We start from the raw sequence: 25,468 nt of genomic DNA, 5'->3' as shown, positions 1-25,468 counted from the left end.
CGCGCGCCGCTCAGGCGGTGCGGCCGTAGGTGTAGTCGTCGAGCGGGAAGGTGACCGCCTCACGGTGCGCGTCGGCGGTGCTGGTCGGGCGCAGCAGCGCCGCCTCACCGTGCTGGTTGAAGTAGTAGCTGCGCGCGGTGGCGCAGTCGCCGCCATAGAACACCGAGGAGCCCAGTTTGTCGGTGACCCGGTCCAGGAACTCGGTGTTGGCCCGCTCGGTGACCTCGAAGGTCTGCTCGCCGCGCCGGAACAGCTCGGTGAACAGCCTGCCCATGTGCTTCATCTGCGCCTCGATGGTGGTGAAGTACGACAGCCCGCTGTAGGAGTAGGGGCTGTTGAGGCTGAGGAAGTTGGGGAACTTGGGCACGGTGATGCCCTCGTAGGCCTGGAAGCGGTTGTCGCGCCAGAACTTTCCGAGGTTCACCCCGTCGCGGCCGACGATCTCGATGGCCGGGAAGTTCACGTCCCACAGGTTGAAGCCGGTGGCCAGCAGCAGCGTGTCGATCTCGGTCTTGTGCCCGTCGGCGGTGACGATGCCGTCGGGTTCGACGTGGTCGATCGAGTTCGTCTCCAGCCGCACGTGCGGTTCGTTGAACGTCTTGAAGTACCGGTTGGAGAAGGTCGGGCGCTTGCAGCCGAAGTCGTAGTGCGGGGTGAGCTTGGCCCTGGTCTCCTTGTCGCGGACCTGGGCGAACAGGTGCGCCTTGGCCAGCGCGGCGGCCGCCTTGTTCAGCGGCTTGGCCTGCGCGTAGTGCAGCACGCCGACGACCATCAGCGCCTCGAGCATGCCCGTGTTGACCAGCCGGGCCGCCTTCTGGGTGAGCGGCACCTTGGCGAACAGCTCCTGGACGGCGCCGGGGATCGGGGCGTCGACCTTGGGCACCACCCAGATGGGCGTGCGCTGGAAGACGGTCAGCGCGGCGACCCGCTCGGCCACCTCGGGCACCAGCTGGACCGCGGTGGCACCGGTGCCGATGATCGCGGCCTTGCGCCCGGTCAGGTCGTAGTCGGCGTCCCAGTCGGTGGTGTGGATGATCTTGCCCGCGAAGGACTCGATCCCGGGGAACGGCGGGGTGTACGGCTGGGACAGGAAGCCGGTCGCCGCGAGCAGATAGCGCGCCGTCACGGTCTCCCCGCCGGCGATCGAGACCAACCACTGCTGGTTGTCCTCGTCCCAGCGGGCGCCGTCGACGACGGTGCCGAACCGCATCCGCCTGCGCAGGTCGTACTTGTCGGCCACGTGCTCGGCGTATTTCTTGAGCTCGGCGCCGGGGGCGAACAGCCGGGACCAGCGCGGATTCGGCTCGAAGGAATAGGAGTAGGTCACCGAGGCGATGTCGACGGCCAGACCGGGATACCGGTTCACATGCCAGGTGCCGCCCAGGTCGTCCTCGCGCTCGAGGATCACGAAATCGTGCAGTCCGAGCCGGTCGAGCTCGATCGCGGCGCCGATGCCGCCGAATCCCGCCCCGACCACGACCGCGTCCAACTGAGGTGCCACGCCGAACCTCCACATACATCAGGTGTCTGTAACAGAATGACACATCATTCCGTCGGCGGCGACAGTAACATCAGCCCGGTGACGAAGCCATCCGCCCGCGTCGAACAGCGCAAAGCCGAATTGCGCAGGGAGATCATCGACACCGCGTTCGACTGCTTCTCCGAGAAGGGCTATCACGCCACCGGCATCGCCGACATCGCCGTGCGCCTCGGCATCGGGCACGGCACCTTCTACCGCTACTTCGCCAACAAGCGCGACATCATCGACCACGTCATCGACGACGTGACCAGCCGCGTGTTCACCGCGCTGGCGACCGAGCTCAGCCCCGAGACCGCCACCACCCTCGACGAGTACACCGCGCTGCTCGACCGGATCGGCGAATCGCTCAACCGGGTGCTGCTCGACGATCCCCGGGTGCCGCAGCTGCTACTGCTGCACGCGACCGGCATCGACGACGAACTCACCGCCCGGGTGTTCGGGCTGCTCGACTCCACCGAGATCGTCATCACCGGCTATCTGGACCACGGCGTCCGCTGGGGTTATCTACGGGCTGATCTGGATACTCCCACCACGGCGAAAGCGGCGCTGGGGATGGTGGTCGCGGGCATCGTGCACGGCATGCGAACCCCTGATCCGGCGCTGCTCGCGGTGTACAGTCACGCGGTACGGCGGCTGTTCATCGAAGGCGTCCGAGTTGCTGCGCGATGACGAAAACCCGTGGGATAGAAGGGCAATCCTGACACAATGACCGCTGTGACGCCCGACGATGTGAGCCGCACCCACTTCGCCATGCCGACCCTGGGCCATCGCGGCTACCACGCAGACGAGGTCGACGCGTTCCTCGAACTGGTCTCGGCCACCCTGGACGGGCAGGGCGTCCTCACCGCCGACGACATCCGTCACGTGCATTTCGGCGCCCCGCGGTTCGGTGGCCGCGGCTATCAGGCCGACCAGGTCGACGACTTCCTGGACCGGGTCAGGACCGAGCTCGAATACCGGCAGAAGGGCGGCGCCCCCGTCCCCGCGGCCCGGCCCGGCGACGACGTGGCCGAGATGCTCACCCCCGACGACGTGCACCGCATGCGGTTCAGCCAGTCGACGGTCGGCAGGCGGGGGTATCACGAGGAAGAGGTCGACGCCTTCCTCGACCTGGTCGCCGCGACGCTGGCGCACAACGGTCCGGGCAGCCTGACCGCCGCCGACGTTCGCGGCGTGCGCTTCACCGACACCCGCCTCGGCACCCGCGGCTACTCCCGCGAGGAGGTCGACGCCTTCATCGACCTGGTGATCACCGCGCTCGAACACGCCGAACGCAGGCAGTGAGCGCGGTCTGATCAGCCCTGGATGCTGTGCAGTTCGGCCTCGCGCAGGTCGTCGGGGAAGACGTAGCGGCGGAACGCCCAGAACCGGAACGCCATGGCCAGCAGCACGCCCAGGATCTGCCCGGAGACGAAGTTGGCCACCGCCTGCACCACCGGATCCACGTGCGGCACCCGCAGATTCAGCACGTACAGCGAGATCGCCTGCGGGATCATCGTGACGCCGATACCCAGGGCGCTGACGGTGAAGAACAGCGCCGCCTCGTGGCTGCGCTGCCTGCCGCCCCTGGTGCGGAAGGACCACTCGCGGTTGAGGATGTAGGAGGCGATGGTCGCGATCAGCGCGCCGAGCAGGCGCGCGGTCAGCGGCTTGTCGCCGAGCACCGTCAGCTTCACCGCGTACACGACGCCGGTGTCGATGAACCAGGTGATCGCGCCGACGACCGCGAACTTCAGGAGCTCCCGATGCTTCAGGAGCAGGGAACGCAACGGCTCGGGGAATCGCTGCACCACCGCATGGACTGCCACCCGGCCGACAGTAGACGACGATCGGGCGCCTCGCCCACCTGGCTCAGTCGAGCAGGTCCATGCTCGGTTGCGGTTCGCGCCCACGCACTTCGATGGCGCCGATGACCAGATCGGGCGGGGGCACCAGCCCGAGATGCTCCCAGGCCGCCGCCGTCGCGACCCGGCCGCGCGGGGTCCGGGCGACGAGCCCGGCGCGCACCAGGAACGGCTCGCACACCTCTTCGACGGTGGCCGCTTCCTCGCCGACGGCGACCGCGAGCGTGGACACGCCCACCGGTCCCCCGCCGAAACCGCGCACCAGCGCGCCGAGCACGGCGCGGTCGAGCCGGTCCAGGCCGAGCGCGTCGACGTCGTAGACCTCGAGTGCGGCCATCGCGATCGGGTGGGTGATCACGCCGTCGGCCCTGACCTCGGCGAAGTCGCGGACGCGGCGCAGCAGGCGGTTGGCGATGCGCGGGGTGCCGCGGGAGCGGCCCGCGACCTCCGCGGCGGCGTCGTGGTCGATCTGCACGCCGAGGATGCGTGCCGAGCGCTGCAGGATCCGCAGCAGCTCGGCGGGCTCGTAGAAGTCCATGTGGCCGGTGAAGCCGAACCGGTCGCGCAGCGGGCCGGTCAGCGCGCCGGAGCGGGTGGTGGCGCCGACCAGGGTGAACGGGGCGATGTCGAGCGGGATCGAGGTCGCGCCGGGGCCCTTGCCGACCACGACGTCGACCCGGAAGTCCTCCATCGCCAGGTACAGCATCTCCTCGGCGGGGCGGGCCATCCGGTGGATCTCGTCGATGAACAGCACATCGCCCTCGACCAGGTTGGACAGCATGGCGGCGAGGTCGCCCGCGCGTTCCAGGGCGGGCCCGGAGGTGATGCGCAGCGCGGTGCCCAGTTCGGCGGCGATGATCATCGCCATGCTGGTCTTGCCGAGGCCGGGCGGGCCCGAGAGCAGCACGTGATCGGGGGTGGCGCCGCGCTGCCTGGCGCCGCGCAGCACCAGGGCGAGCTGTTCGCGGACCCGGGGCTGGCCGATGAAGTCGTCGAGCGAGGTGGGGCGCAGGCCGGTCTCGGCTTCGCCGTCGGAGTGCAGATACCGCGCGGTGACGGCGGATTCGTCGGGTTCGCCGGGCGCGAGCTCGAAATCGTCGTCCATGGCCTACCTGTTCTTGCCGAGCAGGCCGAGGGCGGCGCGCAGGGCGACGGAGGTGGTGGCGGTGGGCTGGTCGGCCAGGACGGCGTCGACGGCCGGTTCGGCCTGCTTCACCGGGAAGCCGAGCCCGACGAGCGCCTCGGTGACCTGCTCGCGGACGGGGGTGACCGGGACCTGCGTACCGGGCGGACCGGCGGGCACCGGCACCAGGTTCACCTTGTCGCGCAGTTCGACGACCATGCGTTCGGCGCCCCGCTTGCCGATGCCGGGCACCCGGGTGAGCGCGGCGACATTGCTCTCCGCCAGCGCCTTGCGCAGCGCCTCCGGTTCGAGGACGGCCAGCACCGCCATCGCCAGCCGGGGGCCGACGCCGGACACCGTCTGCAGCAGCCCGAACAGGTCGCGTGCCTCGGTGTCGGCGAAGCCGAACAGGGTCATCGAGTCCTCGCGCACGATCATCGCCGTGTACAGGCGGGTCTCCTCGCCGCGGCTGAGCCCGGCCAGCGTCGCCGGGGTGGCGTTGAGCCGGTAGCCGACGCCCGCGGCTTCGATCACCACATGGTCGAGCGCGATCTCGAGTACCTCGCCGCGAACCGACGCGATCACCCGCGCACCACCTTCCGTTGTTCGGCCAGCCGTTCTTCGTAGCGGCGGCGGACCTCGTCCGCCTGCGCCTGCGCGGCCGCCATCCGGTCCATCAGCGGCGCCCGCCAACAATGACAGATCGCCAGGGCGAGCGCGTCGGCGGCGTCGGCGGGTTTCGGGGCGACCTGCAGCCCGAGAATCCGGGTCACCATGGCGGTGACCTGCGCCTTGCCCGCGGTGCCGTTGCCGGTGACCGCGGCCTTCACCTCACTGGGTGTATGGAAGGCGACCTTGATCCCGCGCCGGGCCGCGGCCAGCGCGATCACCCCGCCCGCCTGCGCGGTGCCCATCGCGGTGCGCACGTTGTGCTGGGCGAAGACTCGCTCGATCGCGACGGCCTCGGGCCGATGCGTGTCCATCCAGTGCTCGGCCGCGTCGGCCACCGCCATCAACCGGTGCGCCAGCTCCGCCTCGGGCGGTGTCCGCACCACCCCGACATCGAGCGCGACGACCTTACGCCCCGGCCCGCTGTCCACCATGCTGAGCCCGCACCGGGTGAGCCCGGGATCGACGCCCATCACCCGCACCGGCAGCCCCTTCGAAGACACGAACAATTGTTCGAAAGTCTAGAGCATTCCCCCGCTGCGCCCGACCAACGACACGGACGCCACCCGCCGGTCAGGCCAGCCCGAGCAGGGCGTGATCCTTCGCGAATTCGGCCCAGACCCTGGCGGGATCGGCGACGAGCTTGCGCTCGCCCAGGTCGAGCAGACCGGCCACGTACGACACGGTCGCGGCGACCTCGCCGTCGTCCCTGGTCAGCGTGTGCTCGACCCGATAGGTCTTGCCGCCGCTCCAGGTCCACCGGCAGTCGATCTCCACGGTGTCGTCGGCGCGCAGCTCCCGGTGGTAGCGGACATTCAGCTCGAGATTCACCGGCCCGAGGCCCGCCGCCAGCAGGTCGGGCACCGAGACACCCGCCGCCGCCACACACGCGAACCGCGCGTGATCGGCGTACTGCTGGTAGGCCGAGCCGGTGACGTGCAGTTGGGCGTCGAGGTCCGTGACGCGCACGGGGATCCGGACCCGAAACGGCACAGCAGATTCCGTCATGCCCGCCAGTGTGGCAGCGGGGTCCGACAGGTTCCGCGCTCAGTCGATGGTGGCGCTGCAGGTGACGAAGCCGAAGGTGCCGGTGGAGGTGTCCTCGTCGAGCACCTTGCCGTCGCGCAGGATCCGGCAGCTGACGGTGCCTTCCTCCAGGCCGGTCGTCGTCACGGTGATGCTGCCCATCTTGGCGAAGCCGGAGACGGTGACGTCCTTGCGCCAGGGCACGCTCGACCCGTTCGCGGTGTTCTGGTCGAAATCGCCGCTGTAGTAGGTGATGTCGACCTGCGAGGCGGTGCCGCCCACCTCGTAGACCAGGTCGGCGCTGCTGTTGACCTCTTTGTCGACCTGCCAGGCCGCCACGCCGATGATCGCCGCGCAGCCGCCGCCGAGCAGGACCAGCACCAGCACGACACCGCCGACGATCCACGGCCAGACCGGCTTCTTCTTCGGCGGCTGCGGATACCCGTAGTTCGGTGGGTACCCGCCCTGCGGATACCCACCCTGACCTTGCGGATACCCGCCCTGATACGGCGGCGGTGGCGGCTGATAGGTCATCGGTCCCCCTCGGGCACAAGCGGATAGAGCCAGGACACTACCCGACGGAACCGACCGGCTACGGCGTGCTCGGCAAGCCGATCGCCGGGTCGACGAACCGGTTGGTGACGATCGCGCCCGCGGTGATGCCGTCGGGGACCGTGAGCCCGCGGGCGCGCAGGATGGGCGTGACCACGCCGATCACCCGGTCGACCCGCCCGGTGTCGAAATCGCCGAGGGTGGCGTCGGGTCCGTTCCCGACGATCTTCTGCGCGAGTTGCACCCGCACCGAATCGGTATTGCCGCCCGCGGTCATCGGCGGCCCGTCCGGAATCGTCTGAGCGATCCGCAGCAGCGCCTGGTTGACCGGCTCGGGATCACGGACGTAGTCGACCTGGGCCTGCTGCAGCATCGGCACGAGCTTGCTCAGGCACGGCGCCAGCGCGTCCAGCTCGCCGCTGCGCACCGACCACGCGTGCGGGTAGATCTCGTAGCCGGATTCGTGCACCAGCAGCGATTTCACCGGCTTGAGCCAGCCCTTCACGTCGTGCTCCCAGCGATACGGCTCGTTGGAGACGTACCCCTGCTGCATCGCCTTGCCACGCTCGGCCACGAAGCGGCTCGGCGTGCCGTCGAAGGAGGCGTCGGCCTGGGCGGCGGAGACGTCGCCGTGCGCGATCAGGTAGTCCATGAACAGCTTGCCCTCGCTGTAGACCACCGGCGCGCCGGTGCCCGGCACGTCCTTCCACGAGCTGACCTGCGGATATGTCGCCGGGTCGAACAGCACGATCTGCGGGTTCACGTCGAGGGAGGCGAACACCCCGGTCACCGGGAACTTGGCGGCGGCGCGCACCGCGTCGTCGGTCGGGACGAAGCCGAGGGTGATGCTCTGGTCCTGATACATCTGGGCGGGCACCGGCTGCCCGCCGAGGAACGGACCGCCCAGGCGCACTTCGACATTCACGCCGGTGTCACCGAGCGGGCCGGAGTAGGCGCCCTTCTGCACGTCGACGGTGCCATTCGGCCCGACCAGCTGATAGGCGGCGGCCCGCTCGGGCGTGGCGTACCAGTCGGTCTGGATGACGACGGTCGCCGGGCAGACCCCGGCGAGCGCGCCCTGACCGGTCGGCGCGGGCACCGAGGTCGTGCCGGTACAGGCGGTCAGTGCGGTGGTGCCGGCCAGCACGGCCGTGGCGAGGAGATGTTTCTGCACCGGAGGTTCCTTCGGGGTCGAGCGAATACGAGGGTGGGACAGTCGGGGTCAGGCGTCGCGGCGCAGACCCTGCGCGCGGTCGACGCGCCGGGCCAGGAAGTCGAAGAGCCAGAACAGGATCAGGCCGACGAGCGAGGACAGCAGCAGCGCGGTGAGCAGTTCCTCGGTGGCCAGCTGCTGGCGGTAGACGTCGATCATCCGGCCGATGCCGGGTTCGCCCTGCCGGAAGAAGAAGTCGGCGACGATGGACCCGATGATCGCCATGCCACCGGAGATCTTGAAGCCGGAGATCATCGCGGGCAGCGCGGTGGGCAACTGAAGTTTCCGCAGCCGCTGCCACCGGCTCGCCCCGTGCAGGGTGAACAGGTCGTGTTCGGCGGGCGCCACCGATTTCAGGCCGAACAGCGTATTGGTGACGACCGGGAACAGCGAGACCATGACGCACACGATCACCCGGCTGGAGAACTCGTAGCCGAACCAGAACCCGAACAGCGGGACCACCGCGAGGATCGGAATCGTCTGCAGCACGACCGCGTACGGGTACAGCGAGTACTCGGCCCAGCGCGCCTGGCTCATCACCACCGCGAAGCTCACCCCGAGCGCGATCGCGACGACCAGCCCGACCAGCGCCACCTGCACGGTCGACCACAGCGCGGCCAGGATGGCGGTCCGCGCGACCGGGTCGAGCAGGCCCTTGGCGATGACCTGTTCCGGCGCGGGCAGCAGGAACCGCGACTGCGGGTCGAGCAGGACGTGACTCACCAGCGACCAGCAGGCCAGCACCGCGACGAACACCACGATCGGGGCGAGGATCCGGATCGGGGAGATCCGGAACGGCCAGCGGCGCCGGGCCGGCGGCGCCGCCGCACCGAGCCCGGCACCGGGCACCACCACGGCGGTCACGCGGCCGTCTCCTGCTCGGCACCGCGCAGCGCCGCCGAGACCTCGGCCGAGATCGCCGCGAACTCCGGGGTGTAGCGCAGTTGCGGCAGCCGCGGGAAGTCGAAGGGCACCGCGATCTCGGCGGCCACCCGGCCCGGCCTGCCGGTCAGGACGACCACCCGGGTCGACATGAACACCGCCTCGCCGACCGAGTGCGTGACGAACACACCGGCGAAGCCGTCGCGCCGGAACAGCGCGCCGACCTCCTCGTTGAGTCGCTGCCGGGTGATCTCGTCGAGCGCGCCGAAGGGTTCGTCGAACAGGAACAGCTCCGGTCGCAGCGTGAGCGCCCTGGCGATGGAGGCCCGCATCCGCATGCCGCCGGACAGCTGCGCCGGCTTGTGCTTCTCGAAGCCCGCCAGGCCGACCCGCTCGATCGCGTCCCGCGCGTCCGCACGCCGGGTGGCCCGGTCGACACCGGCCAGCTCGGCGGGCAATTCGACATTGGCGGCGACGCTGCGCCAGGCCAGCAGGGTCGATTCCTGGAAGACGTAGCCCAGTCTGCCGGTGCCGACCGCGACACGGCCCGCGGTCGGCTGTTCGAAGCCGGCGGCCAGCCGCAGCAGGGTCGATTTCCCACAGCCGGACGGGCCGACCAGCGAGACGAACTCGCCGGGCCGGACCCGCAGGTCGATATCGGACAGGGCCCGGGTGCCGTCACCGAAGACGAGGGAAACGCCGTCGAAGGCCAGGGCCGGTTCGGGGTCGAGGCCGCTGTCGATTCTCGTATACGAGTCGGCGGCGGGCGACGCGGTGGAAGCCGTTGCGCTCATGGACTATTTCTAGTGACCGGTCGTTGCCGATCGCGGTCCGGCGGATTACACGCTTGTTTCGTATACGATCAATCCCCAGCGCTCAGCGCGCCGTTCGCGGCGACCACCCGGCCGCGCTTGAGCACCAGGCGTCGCGGGGGCAGCGCGACGACCGCGGCGGCGGGCGTCGCCCCGTCCACGACGCACAGATCGGCGGGCGCGCCCGGCGTCAGCCCGTACTCGGCGAGGCCGAGAACCTGTGCGCCGCCGTGGGTTCCGGCCCGCAGCGCCAGCTCGATCTCCGCGTCGGCAACCAGGCGGTCCCGGTAGGCGACGGTGCCGATCCGGCGCAGCATGTCGCCGTCGCCGTAGGGCGTCCACAGATCGCGGATGCCGTCGTTGCCCAGCGCCAGCGTCGCCCCGGCCGCGGCCAGCACCCGCACCGGCACCACCGGCGCCTCGCCGACCGCGCAGGTCACCATCGCGACACCCGCGGCGGCGAGTTCGTCGGCGATGCGGCGCTGCTCGTCGGGTTCCTGCTGACCCATCGCGTAGGCGTGGCTGATGGTGACCCGCCCCGCGAGCCCGAGCGCGCGGGTGCGTTCGATGATCAAGCCGAACTGCCAGGCGCCGAGGGAACCACCGTCGTGCAGGTGGATGTCGATCTTCGCGCCGTAGCGCTCGGCCAGGCCGAAGATCAGATCGAGGTGGCCGGCGGCGTCGTTGTCGTAGCCGGCGGGGTCGAGCCCGCCGATCACCTCGACCCCGTCGGCCAGCGCCGCCTCGAGCAGTTTCGCGGTGCCGGGGCGGCGGAGCAGGCCGCCCTGCGGGAAGGCGACCAGTTCCACGTCGACGCGGTCGCGGTGCCGGGCCGCGGCGGCCCGGACCACCTCGATGCCGGCGAGCCCGATCTCGGGGTCGACGTCGACGTGACTGCGGACGTGGGTCGTGCCCGCGGCGACCATGGCGGCGAGCAGGTTTCCCGCGTAGTCGACGTTCGGGATACCGAGTTCGACGCGGCGGCGCTCCCCGTTGGCGATGCGCCCGGCCAGGGTGCGGCCGCCCGTGTTCGGTACCCACGGCCCGCTCCACAGGGTCTTGTCCAGGTGGCAGTGGGTGTCGACCAGGCCGGGCAGCACGAGCGCGCCGTCGAGGTCGATCACCTCGGCGGCGGGCGCGTCGAGTCCGGCGCCGATGGCGGCGATCCGGCCGTCGCGCAGATGCACGTCGGCCGGGATCGGCGGGGCGCCCGGGGTCCACGGCCTGCCTCCGCGCAGGAGCAGTTCGGTCATCTCGGGTCCTCCTCGGGGACGATCGCCCTGGTCAGGCGGTGAGCAACATGGCGGTGCCCGCACCGGCACCGAAGACGATCACGACCCCACGGAACACGGTGGGCCGCAGGCGGTCGGCGAACCGCGCACCGAGCACGCCACCGGCGAGACAGGCGGGCGCCAGGAGGGCGACGGCGAGCCAATGCACGGGACCGAACAGCGCGACCGCGATCATCGCGGTGGTGGACACCGCGACGGTGAGCACGCTCTTGAGCCCGTTGAGCAGCTGCGCCGAGGCGTCGAGGCCGAGCGCGAGCGCGGTCAGCAGGACGATCCCCATCCCGCCGTTGAAGTAGGCGCCGTACGCGCCGCCGAGGAACACCCCGGCGAACAGCAGGAGCCGCGAATCCGATTGCCGCACGGCCAGTCTGCGGGAGAGCCACGGCTGCGCCGCGAACAGCGCGGTGGCCCCGAGCACCAGGTACGGCACCAGCGCCGCGAACACCGCGGGCGGTGCGGCGAGCAGCACGAGGACACCGCCGAGCGCGCCCGCGGTCCCGGCGATCACCAGGCGCGGCAGCAGTTCCCGGAACTCCCCCGTCCGCTTGCGCAGCGCCGCGGCGCCGCCCAGGTAGCCGGGCCACACCGCGACGGCATTGGTGACCGTCGCGGTGACCGGCGGCAGCCCGAACGCCAGCAGGGCGGGAAACGACAGCAGACTGCCGCCGCCGGCGATGGCGTTGCAGAAACCTGCCCCGACACCAGCGGCCAGCAGCAGGGCCATGTGCACGGGATCCATGACTACCTTTCCGAAGAGCGTGGCGCGATCGTATACGAACGAATAACGCGGGGCTCGGTGAGCGCCGGTGAGCCTCGCCACCGGCCGGTCGAGCGGCACCATGCCGTAGATTCGAGGGATATCGGCCGCGGATCGTAGACGAACAGCGCGGCACTCCCCCGCGATCGACCCTGGAGGCGATGTGAGCAGCACCGTGCGCCGGATGACGCCGCAGCAGGTCTGCCGGGCCATCCGCGACGACATCATCCGCGGCGACTTCGTCTCCGGCCAGCGCCTGACCGAGGACACCCTGGCCGAGCGCTACGGCGTCTCCCGGGTGCCGGTGCGCGAAGCGCTGCGCACCCTCGAAGCCGAGGGTTTCGCCACGTCACGGCCGTACGCGGGCACCTTCGTCGCCGAGCTGACCGAGGCCGAGGCGGCCGATCTCCTCGAGATCCGCGCCCTGCTCGAGCCGCTCTGCGCGAGCCGCGCGGCCACCCGGCACAGCCCCGAACAGCTGGGCAGGCTCAAAGAACTCACCTCGCTGGGCCAGGAGGCGGTGCGCGACGGCAGGCTCGACGAGCTGGCCCGGCTCAACAGCCGCTTCCACGAGGTACTGGCCGAGGCGTCGGGCAGCGCCCTGCTGACCCAGCTGATCACCCAGCTCAGCTGGAAGATCGCCTGGGTGTACGCGGTCGAGCTGCCGCGCCGGGCCGAGGACTCCTGGCACGAGCACGAACAGATCTGCGCCGCGCTGGAGGCCGGCGACGCCGAGCGGGCCCGCGCGGTGGTCGCCGAGCACATCGCCCACGCCGACTCCGCCTACCGGCTGCGCAACCGCCCAGCGGACGCGTAACACACCCGCAGCATAGCCTGCCTCCCCCGGAAACACGATGGTCGTATACAAAGACGGTCCCCCCGTGTGTCCAGGAGGTTTTCGTGGCCGATCTAGTGCTGCGCCGCGCCCGCGTCGCCGATGACGCCGAGCTCGTCGACATCGCCGTCACCGACGGGATCATCACCGCCGTCGAACCCGACCTGCGGGGCCCGGCGGCGACCGAGATCGACTGCGCCGCACGGGTGGTCATCCCCGGTTTGATCGAACCGCACGTCCACCTGGACAAGGCACTACTGGACACGCAGGCCACCGCACCCGACAACACCCTGGCCGGCGCCATCGCGATCACCGGGGAGCTCAAGCGTGGTTTCACCGCCGCCGACGTGGCGGCGCGGGCCCGCAAGGTGCTCGACCTCGCGATCGCGCACGGCACCACCGCGATCCGCGCCCATCCCGATGTCGACCCGATCGTGGGACTGCTCGGGGTCGAGGTACTGCTGGACCTGCGCGAGGAGTACCGCGGCCTGATCGATCTGCAGATCGTCGCGTTCCCACAGGAGGGCATCCTGCGCGCGCCCGGCACGCTCGAGCTGCTGCGCGCGGCGCTGGGGCGCGGCGCGGACGTGATCGGCGGGTGCTCCTACAACGAAGCCGACGTCGCGGACTGCGAACGCCACGTCGACCTGGTCTTCGAGCTGGCCGCCGAATTCGGTGTCCCCGTCGACATCCACGCCGATTTCGCCGACGACGCGACCGATCCGCGCTTCGCCATGGCCGACTACATCGCCACCGCCACCGAGCGCGCCGGGCTCGGCGGCCGGGTCGCGATCGGGCACGTCACCTCGCTCGCCGGCCGTCCACCCGGTGAGCGGCGGGCCACGATAGCGCGCCTGGCCGAGGCCGGGGTCGCGGTGGTCCCGCTGCCCGCGACCGACATGCATCTGGGTGGCCGCGGAGACGAGACCGCCGTGCGACGCGGAGTCGCCCCGGTCCGGGAACTCTGGGCGGCCGGGGTCACGACCGCCTACTCCTCCAACAACATTCGCAATGCCTTCACTCCCTACGGCAACGCCGACCTGCTCGATATCGGCCTGTTCCTCGCCCAGACCGGCCATCTGTCGAGCGCCGACGACTTGCGCCGGGTCCTGGCGATGGCCACCGCCGACGCGGCGGCGGTGCTCGGCATCGGCGACCGGCACGGCATCCGGGTCGGCGCGCAGGCCGACCTCGTCGTCCTCGGGACCCACCGGCTCACCGACGCCCTGCTCGACCGCCCCGACCGCTGCTATGTCGTGAAAGCGGGTCGCGTCGTCGCCCGCACCACGCGCACCACCGAAATCCTGCGCCCGGTACCGGTGCGGTGACCGGTACCGGATCTCGCGCCGCCGTCTCCGCACGCGGGTCCGCAGCGCGCGGCCCCGATCGTGGCGGGACCGCGCGCGGGCCGGCGATCAGACCGGGGTGCGGTTTCCCTGGTGGACCAGCGCGTCGATGCGCCGCTTGTAGGCGTTGAATTCCGGTGTGGTGGAGTCGCGTTCGGCGGGCAGGTCGATCTTGACGATCTCGCGCACGTGCCCGGCGTTGCCGTGCGCCGAGCCACCCGCCATCACCACCACGCGATCGGCCAGATACACCGCCTCGTCGATGCCGTGGGTGACGAAGACGACGGTCACCGCGGTCTCGCGGTGGATGCGCTTGAGCTCGGCCTGCATCTCGGTGCGGGTGAGCGCGTCCAGCGCGCCGAACGGTTCGTCCATCAGCAGCACGGCGGGGCTGTTGGCCAGCACCCGGGCGATGGCGACCCGCTGCTGCATGCCGCCGGAGAGCTGGTGCGGGAACGAGGTCCGCACCCGGGTGAGGCCGACGGTGTCGAGCCAGCGGTCGGTGATCTCGCGGATGTCGGGGCGGGTCATCCTGGCCTGCCTCGGTCCGTAGGCGATGTTCTCGGCGACGGTCAGCCATGGGAACAGCCCGTAGTCCTGGAAGACCACCCCGCGTTCCGGGCCGGGTCCGCTGATCGGTTCGTCCCCGACGGTGACGGCGCCGGTGGTGGTCTCCTCGAACCCGGCGAGAATGCGCAGCAGCGTCGATTTGCCGCAGCCGCTCGCGCCGACCACACAGACGAATTCCCCCGCGGCGATCTCGAGTTCGACGCCGTCGACCGCGAAGCCGGGTGCGCCGGGGTAGCGCTTGCCGAGTCCGTCGACGACGATCCGCGCCGGGCGATGCGGGCGGCGGCGGGTGGAGTAGATCTTCATACCGGTCCTGTCTGCGTGGTCACGGGAGCAGGGGCCTGCGCCCCGCGAGGAGCCGGACCAGCAGCATCAGCAGCCGGTCGGCGAGGAATCCGGCCAGCCCGATCACGATCATCACCGCGATGATCAGATCGGTCCGCGATTGCTCCCTGGCCTGGGTGATCAAGGCGCCCAGCCCGATCCGGATGCCGACCGTCTCACCGACGACCAGGATCACCCAGGACAGCCCGAGCGCGATCCGCAGTCCGGCGACGATGCTCGGCACCGCGGCGGGCAGCACCACCTTGTACAGCGTGTGCGCGGGTGGGGTGCCCAGCATCGCGGCGGCCTCGAGCAACCGTTCCGGGACCGCCCTGACCCCCGCGATGGTGTTGAGCAGGATCGAGAACACCGCCGCCAGGAACACCAGGAAGATGGTCGAGCGGTCGCCGAACCCGATGATCAGCAGCGACAGCGGCGCCCAGGCGGTGACCGGGATCGGGCGCACCAGGTTGATGGTCGGTTCGAGCATCCGGTACACCAGCCGGGAGCGGCCCATCACGATCCCGAGCGGGATGGCGACGGCGGCGGCCAGCGCGAAGCCCTGCACGACCCGCAGGGTGCTGGCGTAGAGGTGCAGCCAGAGGGTGCCGCTGTAGGTGTCGTCGATGACGCCGCCGACCGCGAGATCGGCCAGCCGCCGCGCCACGTCGTAGGGCGTGGGCAGGAACCGCATCTGGATGCCGAACGGCAGGGTCCAGCCGCCCGCGACACCGCGGTCCCACAGCAGCCCGAGCAGCAGCGGGACCGGCAGCGCCCACAGCACCGCGACCACCCTGCCCGGCACCCGCACCGCGCGCCGGGTGCCGGGTGCGGCGGCGGGCGGCGCGGTCGGCCGCTCGGTGGGTGGTGCGTCGAGCGCGGTCATCGTCCGACGCCCGCCGCGGTCAGGAACCCGGTGTCGAAGACCTTCGTCAGGTCCGGTGTGCGGGCCAGCTGGTCGAAGGCCCGCATCTGCTCGGCGAGCGCGCCGACCCGGCCGCGGTACGCGTCGTCGAGTTCCCAGCGCAGCCAGACGTTCCCGGTCGCGGTCTCGACGATCGCGCGGTCCAGGCCGAAGGTGCTGACGAGCCCGTCGACCCATGCCTGGTGATCGCCCTTCATGAACTCGATGGCCTGGACGAAGCTGCGCACGGTCTGCTGGACCCGATCGCGGTCCTGCTCGATCAGCGCGCCCCGGGTGCCGAAGACGATGTTCACCCCGCCGATCGGGGTGTCGTAGGGCGAGACGATCGCGTGCGCGCCGATCTGCTTGACGATCGACGGCGCGGTCTCGGCGCTGAGGAAGGCGTCGATCTGCCCGGACCTGTAGGCGTTGGCCATGTCCGAGTAGGCCAGGTTCACCAGCTGGACGTCGGTCGCCGGATCGAGACCGTGGGCGCGCAGCGTCAGCTTCAGCACGATCTCCTGGGAGGAGCCGGGCGGGAAGCCGATCTTCTTGCCGCGCAGGTCGTTCGGTGTCGCGATCTCGGGTTTGCCGACGAACGCCGACCCGCCGTCGGCGGCCGAGGCCACGATCCGCACGTCCTGACCCGCCGCGCTGCCCGCCAGCATCGACGGCGCGCCGAGGACACCGAAGTCGATGGCGCCCGAGGCGAGCGCGTTCTTGATGTCGGGTGAGTTCTCGAACAGCACGATGTCGTAGGTGGTGCCCGCGGGCGCGAACCGCTGCATGAAGTAGGGCGCGTAGAGGTGGGGCTGGCCGCGCAGGGTGCCGATCTTGATCGTGGCCGGGTCGCCGCCGCCGTCGGGCGTGGCGATGCACGCGGTCAGGCCGAGGACCAGCATCAGTGCGGTGAACAACGCCGAGAGGACGTGTCGCGATGGATGTTTCATGATGATTCCTATCGAGTGTCCGGCGCCGCCGCCCGCGATGCCGGGACCACGCCGTCGAGGTGGCGGGTCGTACAAAGGGTGGTCAGGCGGAACCGGTGAGGGCCGAGGCGCACCGGGCAGCCAGCCCGATCAGCGCGTGGTCGGTGTGGGCCGCGCCTAGCAGGCACAACCCGATGGGAAGCCCGTCGTGACGCGGTAGCGGCAGGGTGACCGCGGGCAGGCCCGCGATCGCGGCGAGACAGGTCAGGCGCAGGGTGGCGGTGCGCGCGGCATCGCGAGTGCGGACGTCGGCGTCGCGATACGGGGGCGGGCCGGCCGTGGTCGGCAGCAGCAGCACCCCGTCGCCCACGACATCGGTGATCCGCACCGACGCCTGGGCCACGAGATTCCGTGCGGCAGCGGCGCCCTCATCGGTGACCGTTGCCGCCCAGGCGAACCGGTCGGCCACTTCGGGCTCGAGGGCGCCGGGATGGGCGACGATCCAGTCGCCGTGCGCGGCCCACGCCTCGTGCGCCTGCACGGTCCGGAAGGCACCGAACCAGCGGTCCAGCTCGGCGCCGAGAGCGACCCGTACGGCACCGAGTTCGCGTGCGGCCCACAGGCACTGCTCGGCCGACGACGGCGCGGCGGCGCACAACGCCGGATCGACGACGAGTCGCCCGGGCTCGGTTCGCTGCACAGCACCCGGCACCCGCGGCGCTGCCGCCGTCCGAGTCCGGGCACGCGCGGCCGTGGGCGCGACGGGGCCGCATGCTCCACTGACTGGCGGATCATCCGGAGCCACGCGGCCTGGATCGGCCGGAGCCTGCCGCGCGGCAAACACCGCCTCGGTGACAGCGGCGAGGGTGGCGGCGTCGCGGGCGAGCCAGCCGATCGTGTCGAACGACGGGGCCAGCGGCAGCAGGCCGGTGGTGTCGAGACTGCCGTGAGTGGTCCGGATTCCCCAGAGTCCCTGGTACGCGCCGGGCACCCGAATAGAGCCCGCGGTGTCGGTGCCGAGCCCGATGCTCGCCTCGCCCCGGGCGACCGCGACCGCGGGTCCGCTGGACGAGCCGCCCGGAACACGCTGTGGCGCAGCGGGATTCACCGGCATTCCGGTGCGGCCGTTGCCGCCGGTGATGCTGTAGGCGAATTCGTCGGTGGTGGCGATGCCGGTGAGATCAGCGCCCGCCGCGAGGAGTGCGGCCACGATGGTGGCGTGCCGGGATTCGGGGGCGCGCTCGGAGAGGTAGGCGGCGACCCCGGCGCCGACGGGATACCCGGCCACCGCGAACAGATCCTTCACCGCCACGGTGTGCCCGGTCAGCGGGCCGGTGGCCGTCGCGGGGACCAGTGGCGCGCCGATCTCACGCCACACCGTGGTGTCCACCGCGTCGCGCACTCGCGCGGTCACCGGGCCCGCTCCAGGACGTAGCGGGCCAGCTCGGTGCTCGCGGTGTGCGCGAAGTCGGCGATGCGGATCTTGCCGTGCACGCCCCTGGTCAGGTCGACCGCCTGCGAGACGGTGAAATCGGCGGCGGCACTGAGGTAGAGGTAGGCGCGGCGGGGATCGGTCTCGAACAGCGCGCCCAGCAGGTCGACGGCGTTGCCGACGCACAGCGACAGCGCGGTGTCGAGATCGGGATCGAGCCCGGTCGGGATCACCAGCCCGTGGCCCGCGGCGAACGGGCCGATACCGAGATCGGCGACCTGGTCGGCCGCGATCAGGTCCAGCCGCACCGTCGCCCGCAGCGGCGCTTCCAGCGCGGTGAGCGCGACCTCCCCGTCGCCCTGCGCGAAATGCGGGTCACCGACGTAGAACAACGCGTCGGGCACCTGCACCGGCAGGAACAGGGTGGCGCCGGGCGTGAGCAGCTTGACGTCGATATTGCCGCCGTGCGGACCGGGCGGCACCGAGTGCGCCCGATCCGCGCTGTCGGTGGCGACGCCCATGATGCCGAGGAACGGCGCCAGCGGGAATCGCGCCTGGTGCGCGCTGCCGGGCGCGATCGGCATGGCGCCGAACCACGCGTCGGGCTCCCCGGTCACCGTGCAGAACTGGCCGTAGGACCCGTCGTACGCCGTGCCCGCCAGCATGCCGCGACCGTGCCGGGTGGAGATGACGCCGTAGGGCGCGCGCAGGGCCAGGTGCTCGACCCGGACGGCGAGCAGATCGCCGGGGCGCGCCCCGGCGACCGCGATCGGCCCGGTGACGATGTGCGGGCCCGCCCCGGCCGCGCGGGTCCGCCGCGCGACCACCTCGACCGCGTCGTCGAGGACCTGGTCCCTGGCCACGCCGTGACCGCCGAAGTACGCGGCCGGGTCGGAGCCCTGGTCGTCGAGCAGGCCCTCGTGGCTGATCGTGTCGATCACGACCGTCGCGCCCGGCGCCACGGTCGTCACCGGGGTGTCTCCCCGCTTCGGGAGCCTGCCCCAGAGCACCCGCGCCGGATCGGCGGGCACGTAGGTGGCCCCCGGGGCGAGTCCGGCGCCCTGTTGCAGGACCGGGAATGCTGCCGCGATCTGGTCGCCTGCCACTGCGGTCACGGTGGTTCCTCCGCTGTCAACGAGCCGATGCCGAATATTGGTCCGACCATCTGATTCGATAACGGTATGCCACTATGAAACCCCTTGCTACCGGGCGAAACTTGCGTAACAGAGGCTTTACGCCGGCGCAATATGTGCCGGTATCCAGGGGCTCGAGTAAGATTGGCCGGACCAATTCAGCCTCGTGAGGGAGTCCGTTCGTGAGCGTCGCGCCCATTCCCCCGCTCCGTCGCCGCACCGGCAGTGTCGGCGCCGAGGTGGCCGCGCACCTGGAACGGCTGATCATCGACGGCGCGCTGCGCGCGGGCGATCGGTTGCCGCCGGAGCGGGAACTGGCGGCCACGCTCCAGGTCTCCCGATCCTCGTTGCGCGAGGCGATGTTCGAACTGGAGTCCAAGAAGCTCGTCGACCGCAGGCAGGGGCGCGGCAGCACCGTCACCGATCCGTCCCGCGGCGCGGCCGAACTCCACGACAACCTCGCCGACCTCGATACCGAACTCGGCTACGCGACCGAGCTCCGCGATCTGGTCGAACCCCGCATCGCCCAGCTCGCCGCCCAGCGGGCGCTGGAATCGAATCTGCTGTCCCTGCACGCGGTCCTCGACCGCTCCGACGAGTCGCTGAGCCCCGAGGAATCGATGGCCCTCGACATCGAATTCCACACGCTGCTGGCCCATTCGGCGCAGAACCCTCTGCTGGTGACGCTGTGCACGATGACCACCGAGTGGACCAGACACACCCGGGTGCTCTCGCACCGCACGCCCCTGGGCCGCCGGATCTCGGTGCACGGGCACATCGAGATCCTGCGCGCGGTCGACGCCCACGACGGCCCGGCGGCGGCCGCCGCGATGGAACAGCACCTGCGCGAGGTCAGGGAGATCAGTTCGCCCCGGTAGCGCTCAGCCCAGGGCCGCGGTGAACACCGCGAGCGCGCGATCGTCGAACAGCACGAACCGCACCTCGTCGACGGCCGGGTCGGCCGCGCGCACGGTCGCCACGGCGATGCGGGCGCCGTCGTCCTTCGGCCAGCCGAAGATGCCCGTGGAGATGGCCGGGAACGCGACCGTGCGAGCACCCAGTTCGGCGGCGACGCGCAGGGATTCGCGATAGCAGGAGGCCAGCAGGTCCGAGCGGTCCTCGGTGGCCGACCACACCGGGCCGACGGTGTGGATCACCCAGCGCGCGGGCAGCCGTCCCGCGGTCGTCGCGACCGCCTGACCGGTCGCCAGGCCCTTCCCGTAGTGCGAGGCGCGCAGGTCACGGCACGCGGACAGGATCTCGGGCCCACCCTTGCGGTGGATCGCGCCGTCGACGCCGCCACCGCCGAGCAGCGAGGAGTTGGCGGCATTGACCACCGCGTCGACCGCCTGTTCGGTGATGTCGCCGCGTACGGCCTCGATCCGGGTCATCGGACCATTCTGCTCGCCGCGCCGAGCGCGACACCAGCGGATATCGCGGCGTACCGTCGACACCGTCGCAGATCGTCGCTCCACCCGAGCCGAGGAGAACCGCGCATGCCCACACCCACCGGCGAGCTCCAGCCGACACCCGACGGCCGTGATCTGCTGATCACCCGGTCGCTGGGCCTGCCGATCGAGGAGGTGTGGGCCCGACTGACCGATCCGCACCTGACCGCGGGCTGGTACGGCACCTGGGAGGGCGAAGCGGGCACCGGCAACACCATCCGGGTGCAGATGCGGTTCGAGGAGGGCGAGCCGTGGACGGGCATGAACATCGACGACTGCACCCCGCCGATCCATCTCGGGCTGTCCTCGACCGATCAGATCGGGGTGTGGCGGCTCGAGGTGACGCTGCTCGACACCGGGGCGGCCACCGACGTGCGCCTGGTCCACCACCTCACCTCGGAGTACCAGCTGGCCGAGATCCCGCAGATCGGTCCCGGCTGGGAGTACTACGCGGACATGTTCGTCGCCGCGTGCACGCAGACCGAGCGCCCGAAGTTCGCGGATTACTACCCGTCGATGGCGGCGTACTACACCGAGCGCGCGTCCTAGCCCGAAACACGCACCGCCCCGGCCGAAGTCCCGGCCGGGGCGGTGCGTGTGTGCGTGTGTCGCTACTCGTCGTCGAGCTCGGCGGCGACCTCGTCGGAGATGTCGACGTTGGTGTAGACGTTCTGCACGTCGTCGCTGTCCTCGAGCGCGTCGACCAGCTTGAGCACCTTGCGGGCGCCCTCGGCGTCGACCGCGACCGACACCGACGCCTGGAAGCCGGACTCGGCCGAGTCGTAGTCGATGCCCGCGGCCTGCAGGGCGCTGCGCACGGCGATCAGATCGCCGGGCTCGCTGATGATCTCGAAGGACTCACCCAGGTCGTTGACCTCTTCGGCGCCCGCGTCGAGGACGTGCTCGAGGATGTCGTCCTCGGACAGGCCGTTCTTCTCGAGGGTCACCACACCCTTGCGGCCGAACAGGTACGCCACCGAACCCGGGTCGGCCATGTTGCCGCCGTTGCGGGTCATCGCGACGCGGACCTCGCCCGCGGCGCGGTTGCGGTTGTCGGTGAGGCACTCGATCAGCACGGCGACGCCGTTGGGGCCGTAGCCCTCGTACATGATCGTCTGCCAGTCGGCGCCGCCGGCTTCCTCGCCGCCGCCGCGCTTGCGGGCGCGCTCGATGTTGTCGTTGGGGACCGACGACTTCTTCGCCTTCTGGATGGCGTCGTACAGCGTCGGGTTACCCGCAGGGTCACTACCACCAGTGCGGGCCGCCACCTCGATGTTCTTGATCAGCTTGGCGAAGAGTTTGCCGCGCTTGGCGTCGATTCCCGCCTTCTTGTGCTTGGTGGTGGCCCATTTGGAGTGGCCGCTCATGCCCTACTTCCTTCAGGTCGGTTGCGCGTCTGCCCGGGCGGACAAGCTCGATCCAGCCTACTCGGACCGTGCGCGCGCAGTGGCCGCGGGCGTTACCGTGCCGAACGAACCAGGTCGACGAACAGTTCGTGCACCCGCAGATCGCCGGTCACCTCGGGGTGGAACGAGGTCGCCACGACATTGCCCTGCCGGGCGGCGACGATGCGACCCTGCGCCGGACCGTGCGGCACCCGGGCCAGGACCTCGACACCCGCGCCGACCCGCTCGACCCACGGGGCGCGGATGAACACGGCCCGCACCGGCGTGTCGAGCCCGGCGAACTCGAGGTCGGTCTCGAAGGAGTCGACCTGACGGCCGAAGGCGTTGCGGCGCACCGTCATATCGATGCCGGACAGGTGCTGGGCGTCGGCCCTGGTGTCGAGCACCTCCGAGGCCAGCAGGATCATGCCCGCGCAGGAGCCGAAGGCGGGCAGCCCGTCGCGCAGCCGGGCGCGCAGCGGCTCGAGCAGGTCGAAGGCCTGCAGCAGCTTGGAGATGGCGGTCGACTCACCGCCGGGCAGCACCAGTCCGTCGACGGCGGCCAGCTCGGCTTCGCGCCGCACCAGCACCGCGTCGGCGCCACAGTGGTCCAGCGCGGCAACGTGTTCGCGCACGTCACCCTGGAGCGCGAGGACGCCGATGGTCGGCCGGGCGGCAGGCGAGGTTGCGTTCACAGGCGCTGAGCTTACGAGGCGGGCCGGTGTGCGCCCGCTCACGGTCTTTGTCAACATTCCGTCAACGCCGGGGTGCATTCGCCCGGATCGGGTCGACACTCGGTGTGTGATTGCACTTCTGCCACGCAGGAGCTCCGGACCAGCGCCGATCGTCGCGCACCGTCGCGGGCTCACCGTCTCGACCGGATTGGCCGGGCTGTCCCTGGACGCGATGGCGTCGGTCTCCTACGGCCCCGAGGCGATCGTCCTGGTGCTGGCCACCGCGGGCGGTCTCGGCCTCGGGATGACCCTGCCGGTGACGCTGGCCATCGCCGCCCTGCTGGCGGTCCTCATCGCCTCCTACCGCCAGGTCATCGCGGCGTTCCCGAACGGCGGCGGCGCCTACGCGGTCGCCAAGCGTCATCTCGGGCACCGCACCAGCCTGCTGGCGGCCGCCTCGCTGATCGTGGACTACGTGCTGAACGTGGCGGTGTCGATCGCCGCCGGTGTCGCGGCGCTGACCTCGGCGTTCCCCGCATTGCACCACTACACGATCTGGATCTGCCTGGCGGTGCTGGTCGGCATCACCGCGCTGAACCTGCTCGGCATCACCGAGAGCGCTCGTGCGTTCATGGTGCCGACGGCGGTGTTCGTGGCGGGGATCTTCGTGGTGATCATCGGCGGGTTGCTGCGCTCGGAGCCCGCCGCTGTCACCACCGGGACGGCGGCGGTGAGCGATATCCACACCGTGGGCGTGCTGCTGTTGCTCAAGGCGTTCTCCAGCGGGTGCGCGGCGCTGACCGGCGTGGAGGCGATCGCCAACGCGGTGCCCAGCTTCCAGGAACCTCGGGTCGAGCGCGCGCAGCGGGCCGAGGTCGCGCTGGGGCTGCTGCTCGGCACGATGCTGATCGGGCTGGCGGTCCTGATCGAGAAGTTCTCGCTGCGGCCGATCGAGGGCACCACCGTGCTCTCGCAGCTGACCGAGGCGGCGCTGGGTCACGGGGTCGGCTACTACGTCGTGCAGTTCGCGACGGTGGTGCTGCTGGCGCTGGCGGCCAACACCTCCTACGGCGGCCTGCCGACGCTGACCCGGCTGCTCGCCGACGACAATTGCCTGCCCCACCGCTTCGCCGTCGCGACGCCGCGCCAGGTGTATCGCTACGGCGTGCTGACTCTCGGCGTGAGCGCCGCGGCGCTGCTGGTGGCGGCCGCGGGCAAGATGAACGTCCTGGTCCCCCTGTTCGCGATCGGCGTGTTCGTCGGTTTCACCATCGCGCAGACCGGCATGGTCCTGCACTGGTGGCAGGCCAGGAGCGACGGCTGGCGGTGGCGGATCGCGCTCAACGGCTTCGGCGCCGTGCTGACCTTCGTCGCCGCGATCGTCACCACCGCGATGAAGTTCGCCGAAGGCGCCTGGCTGATCGTGCTGGTCCTGCCCGCGCTCATGGTCGGGATGGAGCGAATCCGCAACGCCTACACCAGGATCGGACATTCCCGCGGCATCGTCGGCGTCCTGCCCGCGCCACCGCGCCGCACCGGCACCGCCATCATCGTGCCGATCGCCGAGGTCTGTGAGCTGAGCCGGGAGGCGCTGTCGGCGGCCATGTCGATCGGTGACGACGTCACCGCGGTGCACGTCTGCCTGCCCGGCGAGTCGGCGACGGCGTTCGCCGAGGCGTGGGAGGCGTGGCATCCCGAAGTCCACCTGGTCATGCTCGAGGACAGCGACGCGACCGTCGGCGGACCCGTCGCCGCCTACGTCCGTACGCATTTCGCGGGCCGGCGCAAGGTGGTCGTCATCGCGGAGATCGATCCGCCCTCGGGCTGGGCGCGGGTCCTGCCGAGCCATCGCAGCGACGAGCTCGAACGCGTCCTGCGCAAGATGCCCGACACCGTGGTGTGCCACCTGCGCGTCCAGGTGAGCTGAGACCCCGGCCTACTTGTGGCGCGGCGTCCGGATCAGGCCCTCCTGGACGACCGCGGCGACAAGGTTGCCGTCGCGGTCCCAGATCCGGCCGCCGGTGAGCGCGCGACCGAACCCGGCCGAGGGCGAGGACTGGTCGTAGAGCAGCCATTCGTCGGCGCGGAACGGGCGCAGGAACCACATCGCGTGGTCGAGCGAGGCGTCCTGGGTCGGCTCACCGGGGTGGGCCACCTTGGACGAACCGAGCAGCGTCATATCGCTCATGTAGGCGAGGGTGCAGACGTGGAACAGCGGGTCGTCGGGCAGCTTGTGGCGGTACCGGAACCACACCTGCTGCTGGGAGACGAAGCCCTCCCGCTGGGTGACCTGATCCGACGGGACGGTGCGGATGTCCCAGTGCTCCCACTCGCGCATCGCCCACAGCCGCTCGGGGCTCATGGTGACGCTGGCGTCGGGCAGCAGGTCCGGCCCTTCGACCGCGGGCATCACGTCCTGGTGCTCCGGCCCCTCGTCGCCGCGGTGGAACGAGGCCGACATCGTGAAGATCGCCTGGCCGTCCTGCACGCCGGTGACCCGGCGGGTGCAGAAGGACCGGCCGTCGCGGATGCGCTCCACCAGGTAGACGGTGGGTTCCTCCGGATTGCCCGGTCGCAGGAAGTAGCCGTGCAGCGAGTGCACCTGGAAGGCGGGGTCGACGGTGCGCACCGCCGAGACCAGTGCCCGGCCCGCGACCTGGCCGCCGAAGGTGCGCGTCAGCTGGGATTCGGTGGCCGCACCACGGAAGATGTCCCGTTCCAGCTGCTCGATCTCGAGCGCCTCTTCGATAGTCGCCATGCGCTCGAGATTATCCCGTC

The 25,468-nt window shown here is 70.9% G+C and carries 28 protein-coding genes; 7 read left to right on the top strand and 21 right to left on the bottom strand.

Annotated features, from left to right (window positions below; genetic code table 11):
- Positions 1–10 precede the first annotated feature (10 nt).
- A complete protein-coding gene (locus ACFYWJ_RS16460) occupies positions 11–1,501 on the bottom strand; it encodes an NAD(P)/FAD-dependent oxidoreductase (protein ID WP_355277271.1) in 1,491 nt (496 codons plus the stop codon).
- 36 nt (positions 1,502–1,537) lie between these two features.
- Between ACFYWJ_RS16460 and ACFYWJ_RS16455 the strand changes: the two genes are divergently transcribed.
- Together ACFYWJ_RS16455 and ACFYWJ_RS16450 are read left to right on the top strand one after the other, a co-directional pair.
- Complete coding sequence (locus ACFYWJ_RS16455; RefSeq protein ID WP_387162622.1) at positions 1,538–2,209, top strand: TetR/AcrR family transcriptional regulator; 672 nt, start codon at positions 1,538–1,540, stop codon at positions 2,207–2,209.
- A gap of 36 nt (positions 2,210–2,245) precedes the next feature.
- Positions 2,246–2,824: a DivIVA domain-containing protein gene (locus ACFYWJ_RS16450; protein ID WP_355277276.1), complete on the top strand. Its 579-nt coding sequence runs from the start codon at positions 2,246–2,248 to the stop codon at positions 2,822–2,824.
- An 11-nt stretch (positions 2,825–2,835) separates the two neighbouring features.
- Here the strand turns inward: ACFYWJ_RS16450 and ACFYWJ_RS16445 are convergent, their stop codons facing one another.
- The 11 genes from ACFYWJ_RS16445 to ACFYWJ_RS16395 form a co-directional block, all read right to left on the bottom strand.
- The gene (locus ACFYWJ_RS16445; RefSeq protein ID WP_308248646.1) at positions 2,836–3,348 is read right to left on the bottom strand and encodes a GtrA family protein; all 513 of its coding nucleotides are present in this window, start codon (positions 3,346–3,348) and stop codon (positions 2,836–2,838) included.
- 43 nt (positions 3,349–3,391) lie between these two features.
- Complete coding sequence (gene ruvB, locus ACFYWJ_RS16440; protein ID WP_355277279.1) at positions 3,392–4,489, bottom strand: Holliday junction branch migration DNA helicase RuvB; 1,098 nt, start codon at positions 4,487–4,489, stop codon at positions 3,392–3,394.
- Positions 4,490–4,492: 3 nt separating this feature from the next.
- Positions 4,493–5,092: a Holliday junction branch migration protein RuvA gene (gene ruvA, locus ACFYWJ_RS16435; protein WP_355277280.1), complete on the bottom strand. Its 600-nt coding sequence runs from the start codon at positions 5,090–5,092 to the stop codon at positions 4,493–4,495.
- Positions 5,089–5,658, bottom strand: coding sequence for a crossover junction endodeoxyribonuclease RuvC (ruvC, locus tag ACFYWJ_RS16430; protein WP_355277825.1), 570 nt, complete (start codon positions 5,656–5,658; stop codon positions 5,089–5,091). Before ruvC ends, ruvA begins: the two co-directional genes overlap by 4 nt.
- A 91-nt stretch (positions 5,659–5,749) precedes the next feature.
- Entirely contained in the window at positions 5,750–6,184 is a 435-nt protein-coding gene (locus tag ACFYWJ_RS16425) for an acyl-CoA thioesterase (RefSeq protein WP_355277282.1), read from the bottom strand.
- 39 nt (positions 6,185–6,223) lie between these two features.
- On the bottom strand, positions 6,224–6,736 hold the full coding sequence (locus ACFYWJ_RS16420; RefSeq protein ID WP_355277285.1) for an MmpS family transport accessory protein: 513 nt from the start codon (positions 6,734–6,736) through the stop codon (positions 6,224–6,226).
- Between the two features lie 58 nt (positions 6,737–6,794).
- Positions 6,795–7,928, bottom strand: a complete 1,134-nt coding sequence (locus ACFYWJ_RS16415; protein ID WP_355277288.1) for an ABC transporter substrate-binding protein — start codon at positions 7,926–7,928, stop codon at positions 6,795–6,797.
- Positions 7,929–7,976: 48 nt separating this feature from the next.
- A complete protein-coding gene (locus tag ACFYWJ_RS16410) occupies positions 7,977–8,831 on the bottom strand; it encodes an ABC transporter permease (RefSeq protein ID WP_355277290.1) in 855 nt (284 codons plus the stop codon).
- Positions 8,828–9,643 carry an ABC transporter ATP-binding protein gene (locus tag ACFYWJ_RS16405; protein WP_355277293.1) on the bottom strand — a complete coding sequence of 272 codons (816 nt, stop codon included), beginning with the start codon at positions 9,641–9,643 and terminating at the stop codon, positions 8,828–8,830. The genes ACFYWJ_RS16410 and ACFYWJ_RS16405 overlap by 4 nt, the downstream gene beginning before the upstream one ends.
- 68 nt (positions 9,644–9,711) lie before the next feature.
- Entirely contained in the window at positions 9,712–10,914 is a 1,203-nt protein-coding gene (locus ACFYWJ_RS16400; protein WP_355277295.1) for an amidohydrolase, read from the bottom strand.
- Positions 10,915–10,945: 31 nt separating this feature from the next.
- Positions 10,946–11,692: a sulfite exporter TauE/SafE family protein gene (locus ACFYWJ_RS16395; protein ID WP_355277297.1), complete on the bottom strand. Its 747-nt coding sequence runs from the start codon at positions 11,690–11,692 to the stop codon at positions 10,946–10,948.
- 181 nt (positions 11,693–11,873) lie between these two features.
- On the opposite strand from ACFYWJ_RS16395, the gene ACFYWJ_RS16390 reads away from it, so the two are divergent.
- Together ACFYWJ_RS16390 and ACFYWJ_RS16385 are read left to right on the top strand one after the other, a co-directional pair.
- Complete coding sequence (locus ACFYWJ_RS16390) at positions 11,874–12,527, top strand: GntR family transcriptional regulator (RefSeq protein WP_355277300.1); 654 nt, start codon at positions 11,874–11,876, stop codon at positions 12,525–12,527.
- A gap of 83 nt (positions 12,528–12,610) precedes the next feature.
- Positions 12,611–13,873, top strand: coding sequence for an amidohydrolase family protein (locus ACFYWJ_RS16385; RefSeq protein WP_355277302.1), 1,263 nt, complete (start codon positions 12,611–12,613; stop codon positions 13,871–13,873).
- A gap of 87 nt (positions 13,874–13,960) precedes the next feature.
- On the opposite strand, the gene ACFYWJ_RS16380 is transcribed toward ACFYWJ_RS16385, so the two are convergent.
- From ACFYWJ_RS16380 to ACFYWJ_RS16360, 5 genes are all read right to left on the bottom strand, one after another.
- Entirely contained in the window at positions 13,961–14,767 is an 807-nt protein-coding gene (locus tag ACFYWJ_RS16380; RefSeq protein ID WP_355277305.1) for an ABC transporter ATP-binding protein, read from the bottom strand.
- A gap of 19 nt (positions 14,768–14,786) precedes the next feature.
- The gene (locus ACFYWJ_RS16375; RefSeq protein ID WP_355277308.1) at positions 14,787–15,671 is read right to left on the bottom strand and encodes an ABC transporter permease; all 885 of its coding nucleotides are present in this window, start codon (positions 15,669–15,671) and stop codon (positions 14,787–14,789) included.
- The gene (locus tag ACFYWJ_RS16370; protein WP_355277311.1) at positions 15,668–16,639 is read right to left on the bottom strand and encodes an ABC transporter substrate-binding protein; all 972 of its coding nucleotides are present in this window, start codon (positions 16,637–16,639) and stop codon (positions 15,668–15,670) included. Before ACFYWJ_RS16370 ends, ACFYWJ_RS16375 begins: the two co-directional genes overlap by 4 nt.
- 82 nt (positions 16,640–16,721) lie before the next feature.
- Complete coding sequence (locus ACFYWJ_RS16365) at positions 16,722–18,032, bottom strand: amidase family protein (protein ID WP_355277314.1); 1,311 nt, start codon at positions 18,030–18,032, stop codon at positions 16,722–16,724.
- Entirely contained in the window at positions 18,029–19,165 is a 1,137-nt protein-coding gene (locus tag ACFYWJ_RS16360) for an acetamidase/formamidase family protein (RefSeq protein WP_355277316.1), read from the bottom strand. The genes ACFYWJ_RS16365 and ACFYWJ_RS16360 overlap by 4 nt, the downstream gene beginning before the upstream one ends.
- 200 nt (positions 19,166–19,365) lie before the next feature.
- Between ACFYWJ_RS16360 and ACFYWJ_RS16355 the strand changes: the two genes are divergently transcribed.
- Positions 19,366–20,061 carry a GntR family transcriptional regulator gene (locus ACFYWJ_RS16355; protein WP_355277319.1) on the top strand — a complete coding sequence of 232 codons (696 nt, stop codon included), beginning with the start codon at positions 19,366–19,368 and terminating at the stop codon, positions 20,059–20,061.
- 3 nt (positions 20,062–20,064) lie between these two features.
- On the opposite strand, the gene ACFYWJ_RS16350 is transcribed toward ACFYWJ_RS16355, so the two are convergent.
- On the bottom strand, positions 20,065–20,574 hold the full coding sequence (locus ACFYWJ_RS16350; protein ID WP_355277321.1) for an O-acetyl-ADP-ribose deacetylase: 510 nt from the start codon (positions 20,572–20,574) through the stop codon (positions 20,065–20,067).
- A gap of 105 nt (positions 20,575–20,679) precedes the next feature.
- Here ACFYWJ_RS16350 and ACFYWJ_RS16345 point away from each other — a divergent pair, with 105 nt between their 5' ends.
- Positions 20,680–21,180, top strand: coding sequence for an SRPBCC domain-containing protein (locus ACFYWJ_RS16345; protein WP_355277323.1), 501 nt, complete (start codon positions 20,680–20,682; stop codon positions 21,178–21,180).
- A 62-nt stretch (positions 21,181–21,242) separates the two neighbouring features.
- Here the strand turns inward: ACFYWJ_RS16345 and ACFYWJ_RS16340 are convergent, their stop codons facing one another.
- Positions 21,243–21,998: a YebC/PmpR family DNA-binding transcriptional regulator gene (locus ACFYWJ_RS16340; RefSeq protein ID WP_355277325.1), complete on the bottom strand. Its 756-nt coding sequence runs from the start codon at positions 21,996–21,998 to the stop codon at positions 21,243–21,245.
- 92 nt (positions 21,999–22,090) lie between these two features.
- The gene (pdxT, locus tag ACFYWJ_RS16335; protein ID WP_355277328.1) at positions 22,091–22,711 is read right to left on the bottom strand and encodes a pyridoxal 5'-phosphate synthase glutaminase subunit PdxT; all 621 of its coding nucleotides are present in this window, start codon (positions 22,709–22,711) and stop codon (positions 22,091–22,093) included.
- Positions 22,712–22,922: 211 nt separating this feature from the next.
- Here pdxT and ACFYWJ_RS16330 point away from each other — a divergent pair, with 211 nt between their 5' ends.
- The gene (locus tag ACFYWJ_RS16330) at positions 22,923–24,617 is read left to right on the top strand and encodes an APC family permease (RefSeq protein ID WP_387162799.1); all 1,695 of its coding nucleotides are present in this window, start codon (positions 22,923–22,925) and stop codon (positions 24,615–24,617) included.
- Positions 24,618–24,626: 9 nt separating this feature from the next.
- Here the strand turns inward: ACFYWJ_RS16330 and ACFYWJ_RS16325 are convergent, their stop codons facing one another.
- Positions 24,627–25,448 carry an acyl-CoA thioesterase II gene (locus ACFYWJ_RS16325; protein WP_355277334.1) on the bottom strand — a complete coding sequence of 274 codons (822 nt, stop codon included), beginning with the start codon at positions 25,446–25,448 and terminating at the stop codon, positions 24,627–24,629.
- Positions 25,449–25,468: the final 20 nt, after the last annotated feature.

This window comes from Nocardia sp. NPDC003269, from assembly GCF_042888005.1.
Classification (GTDB): Bacteria; Actinomycetota; Actinomycetes; order Mycobacteriales; family Mycobacteriaceae; genus Nocardia.
Note: the sequence above shows the minus strand (reverse complement) of the source record. Positions and strands in the feature narration are given on the sequence as shown.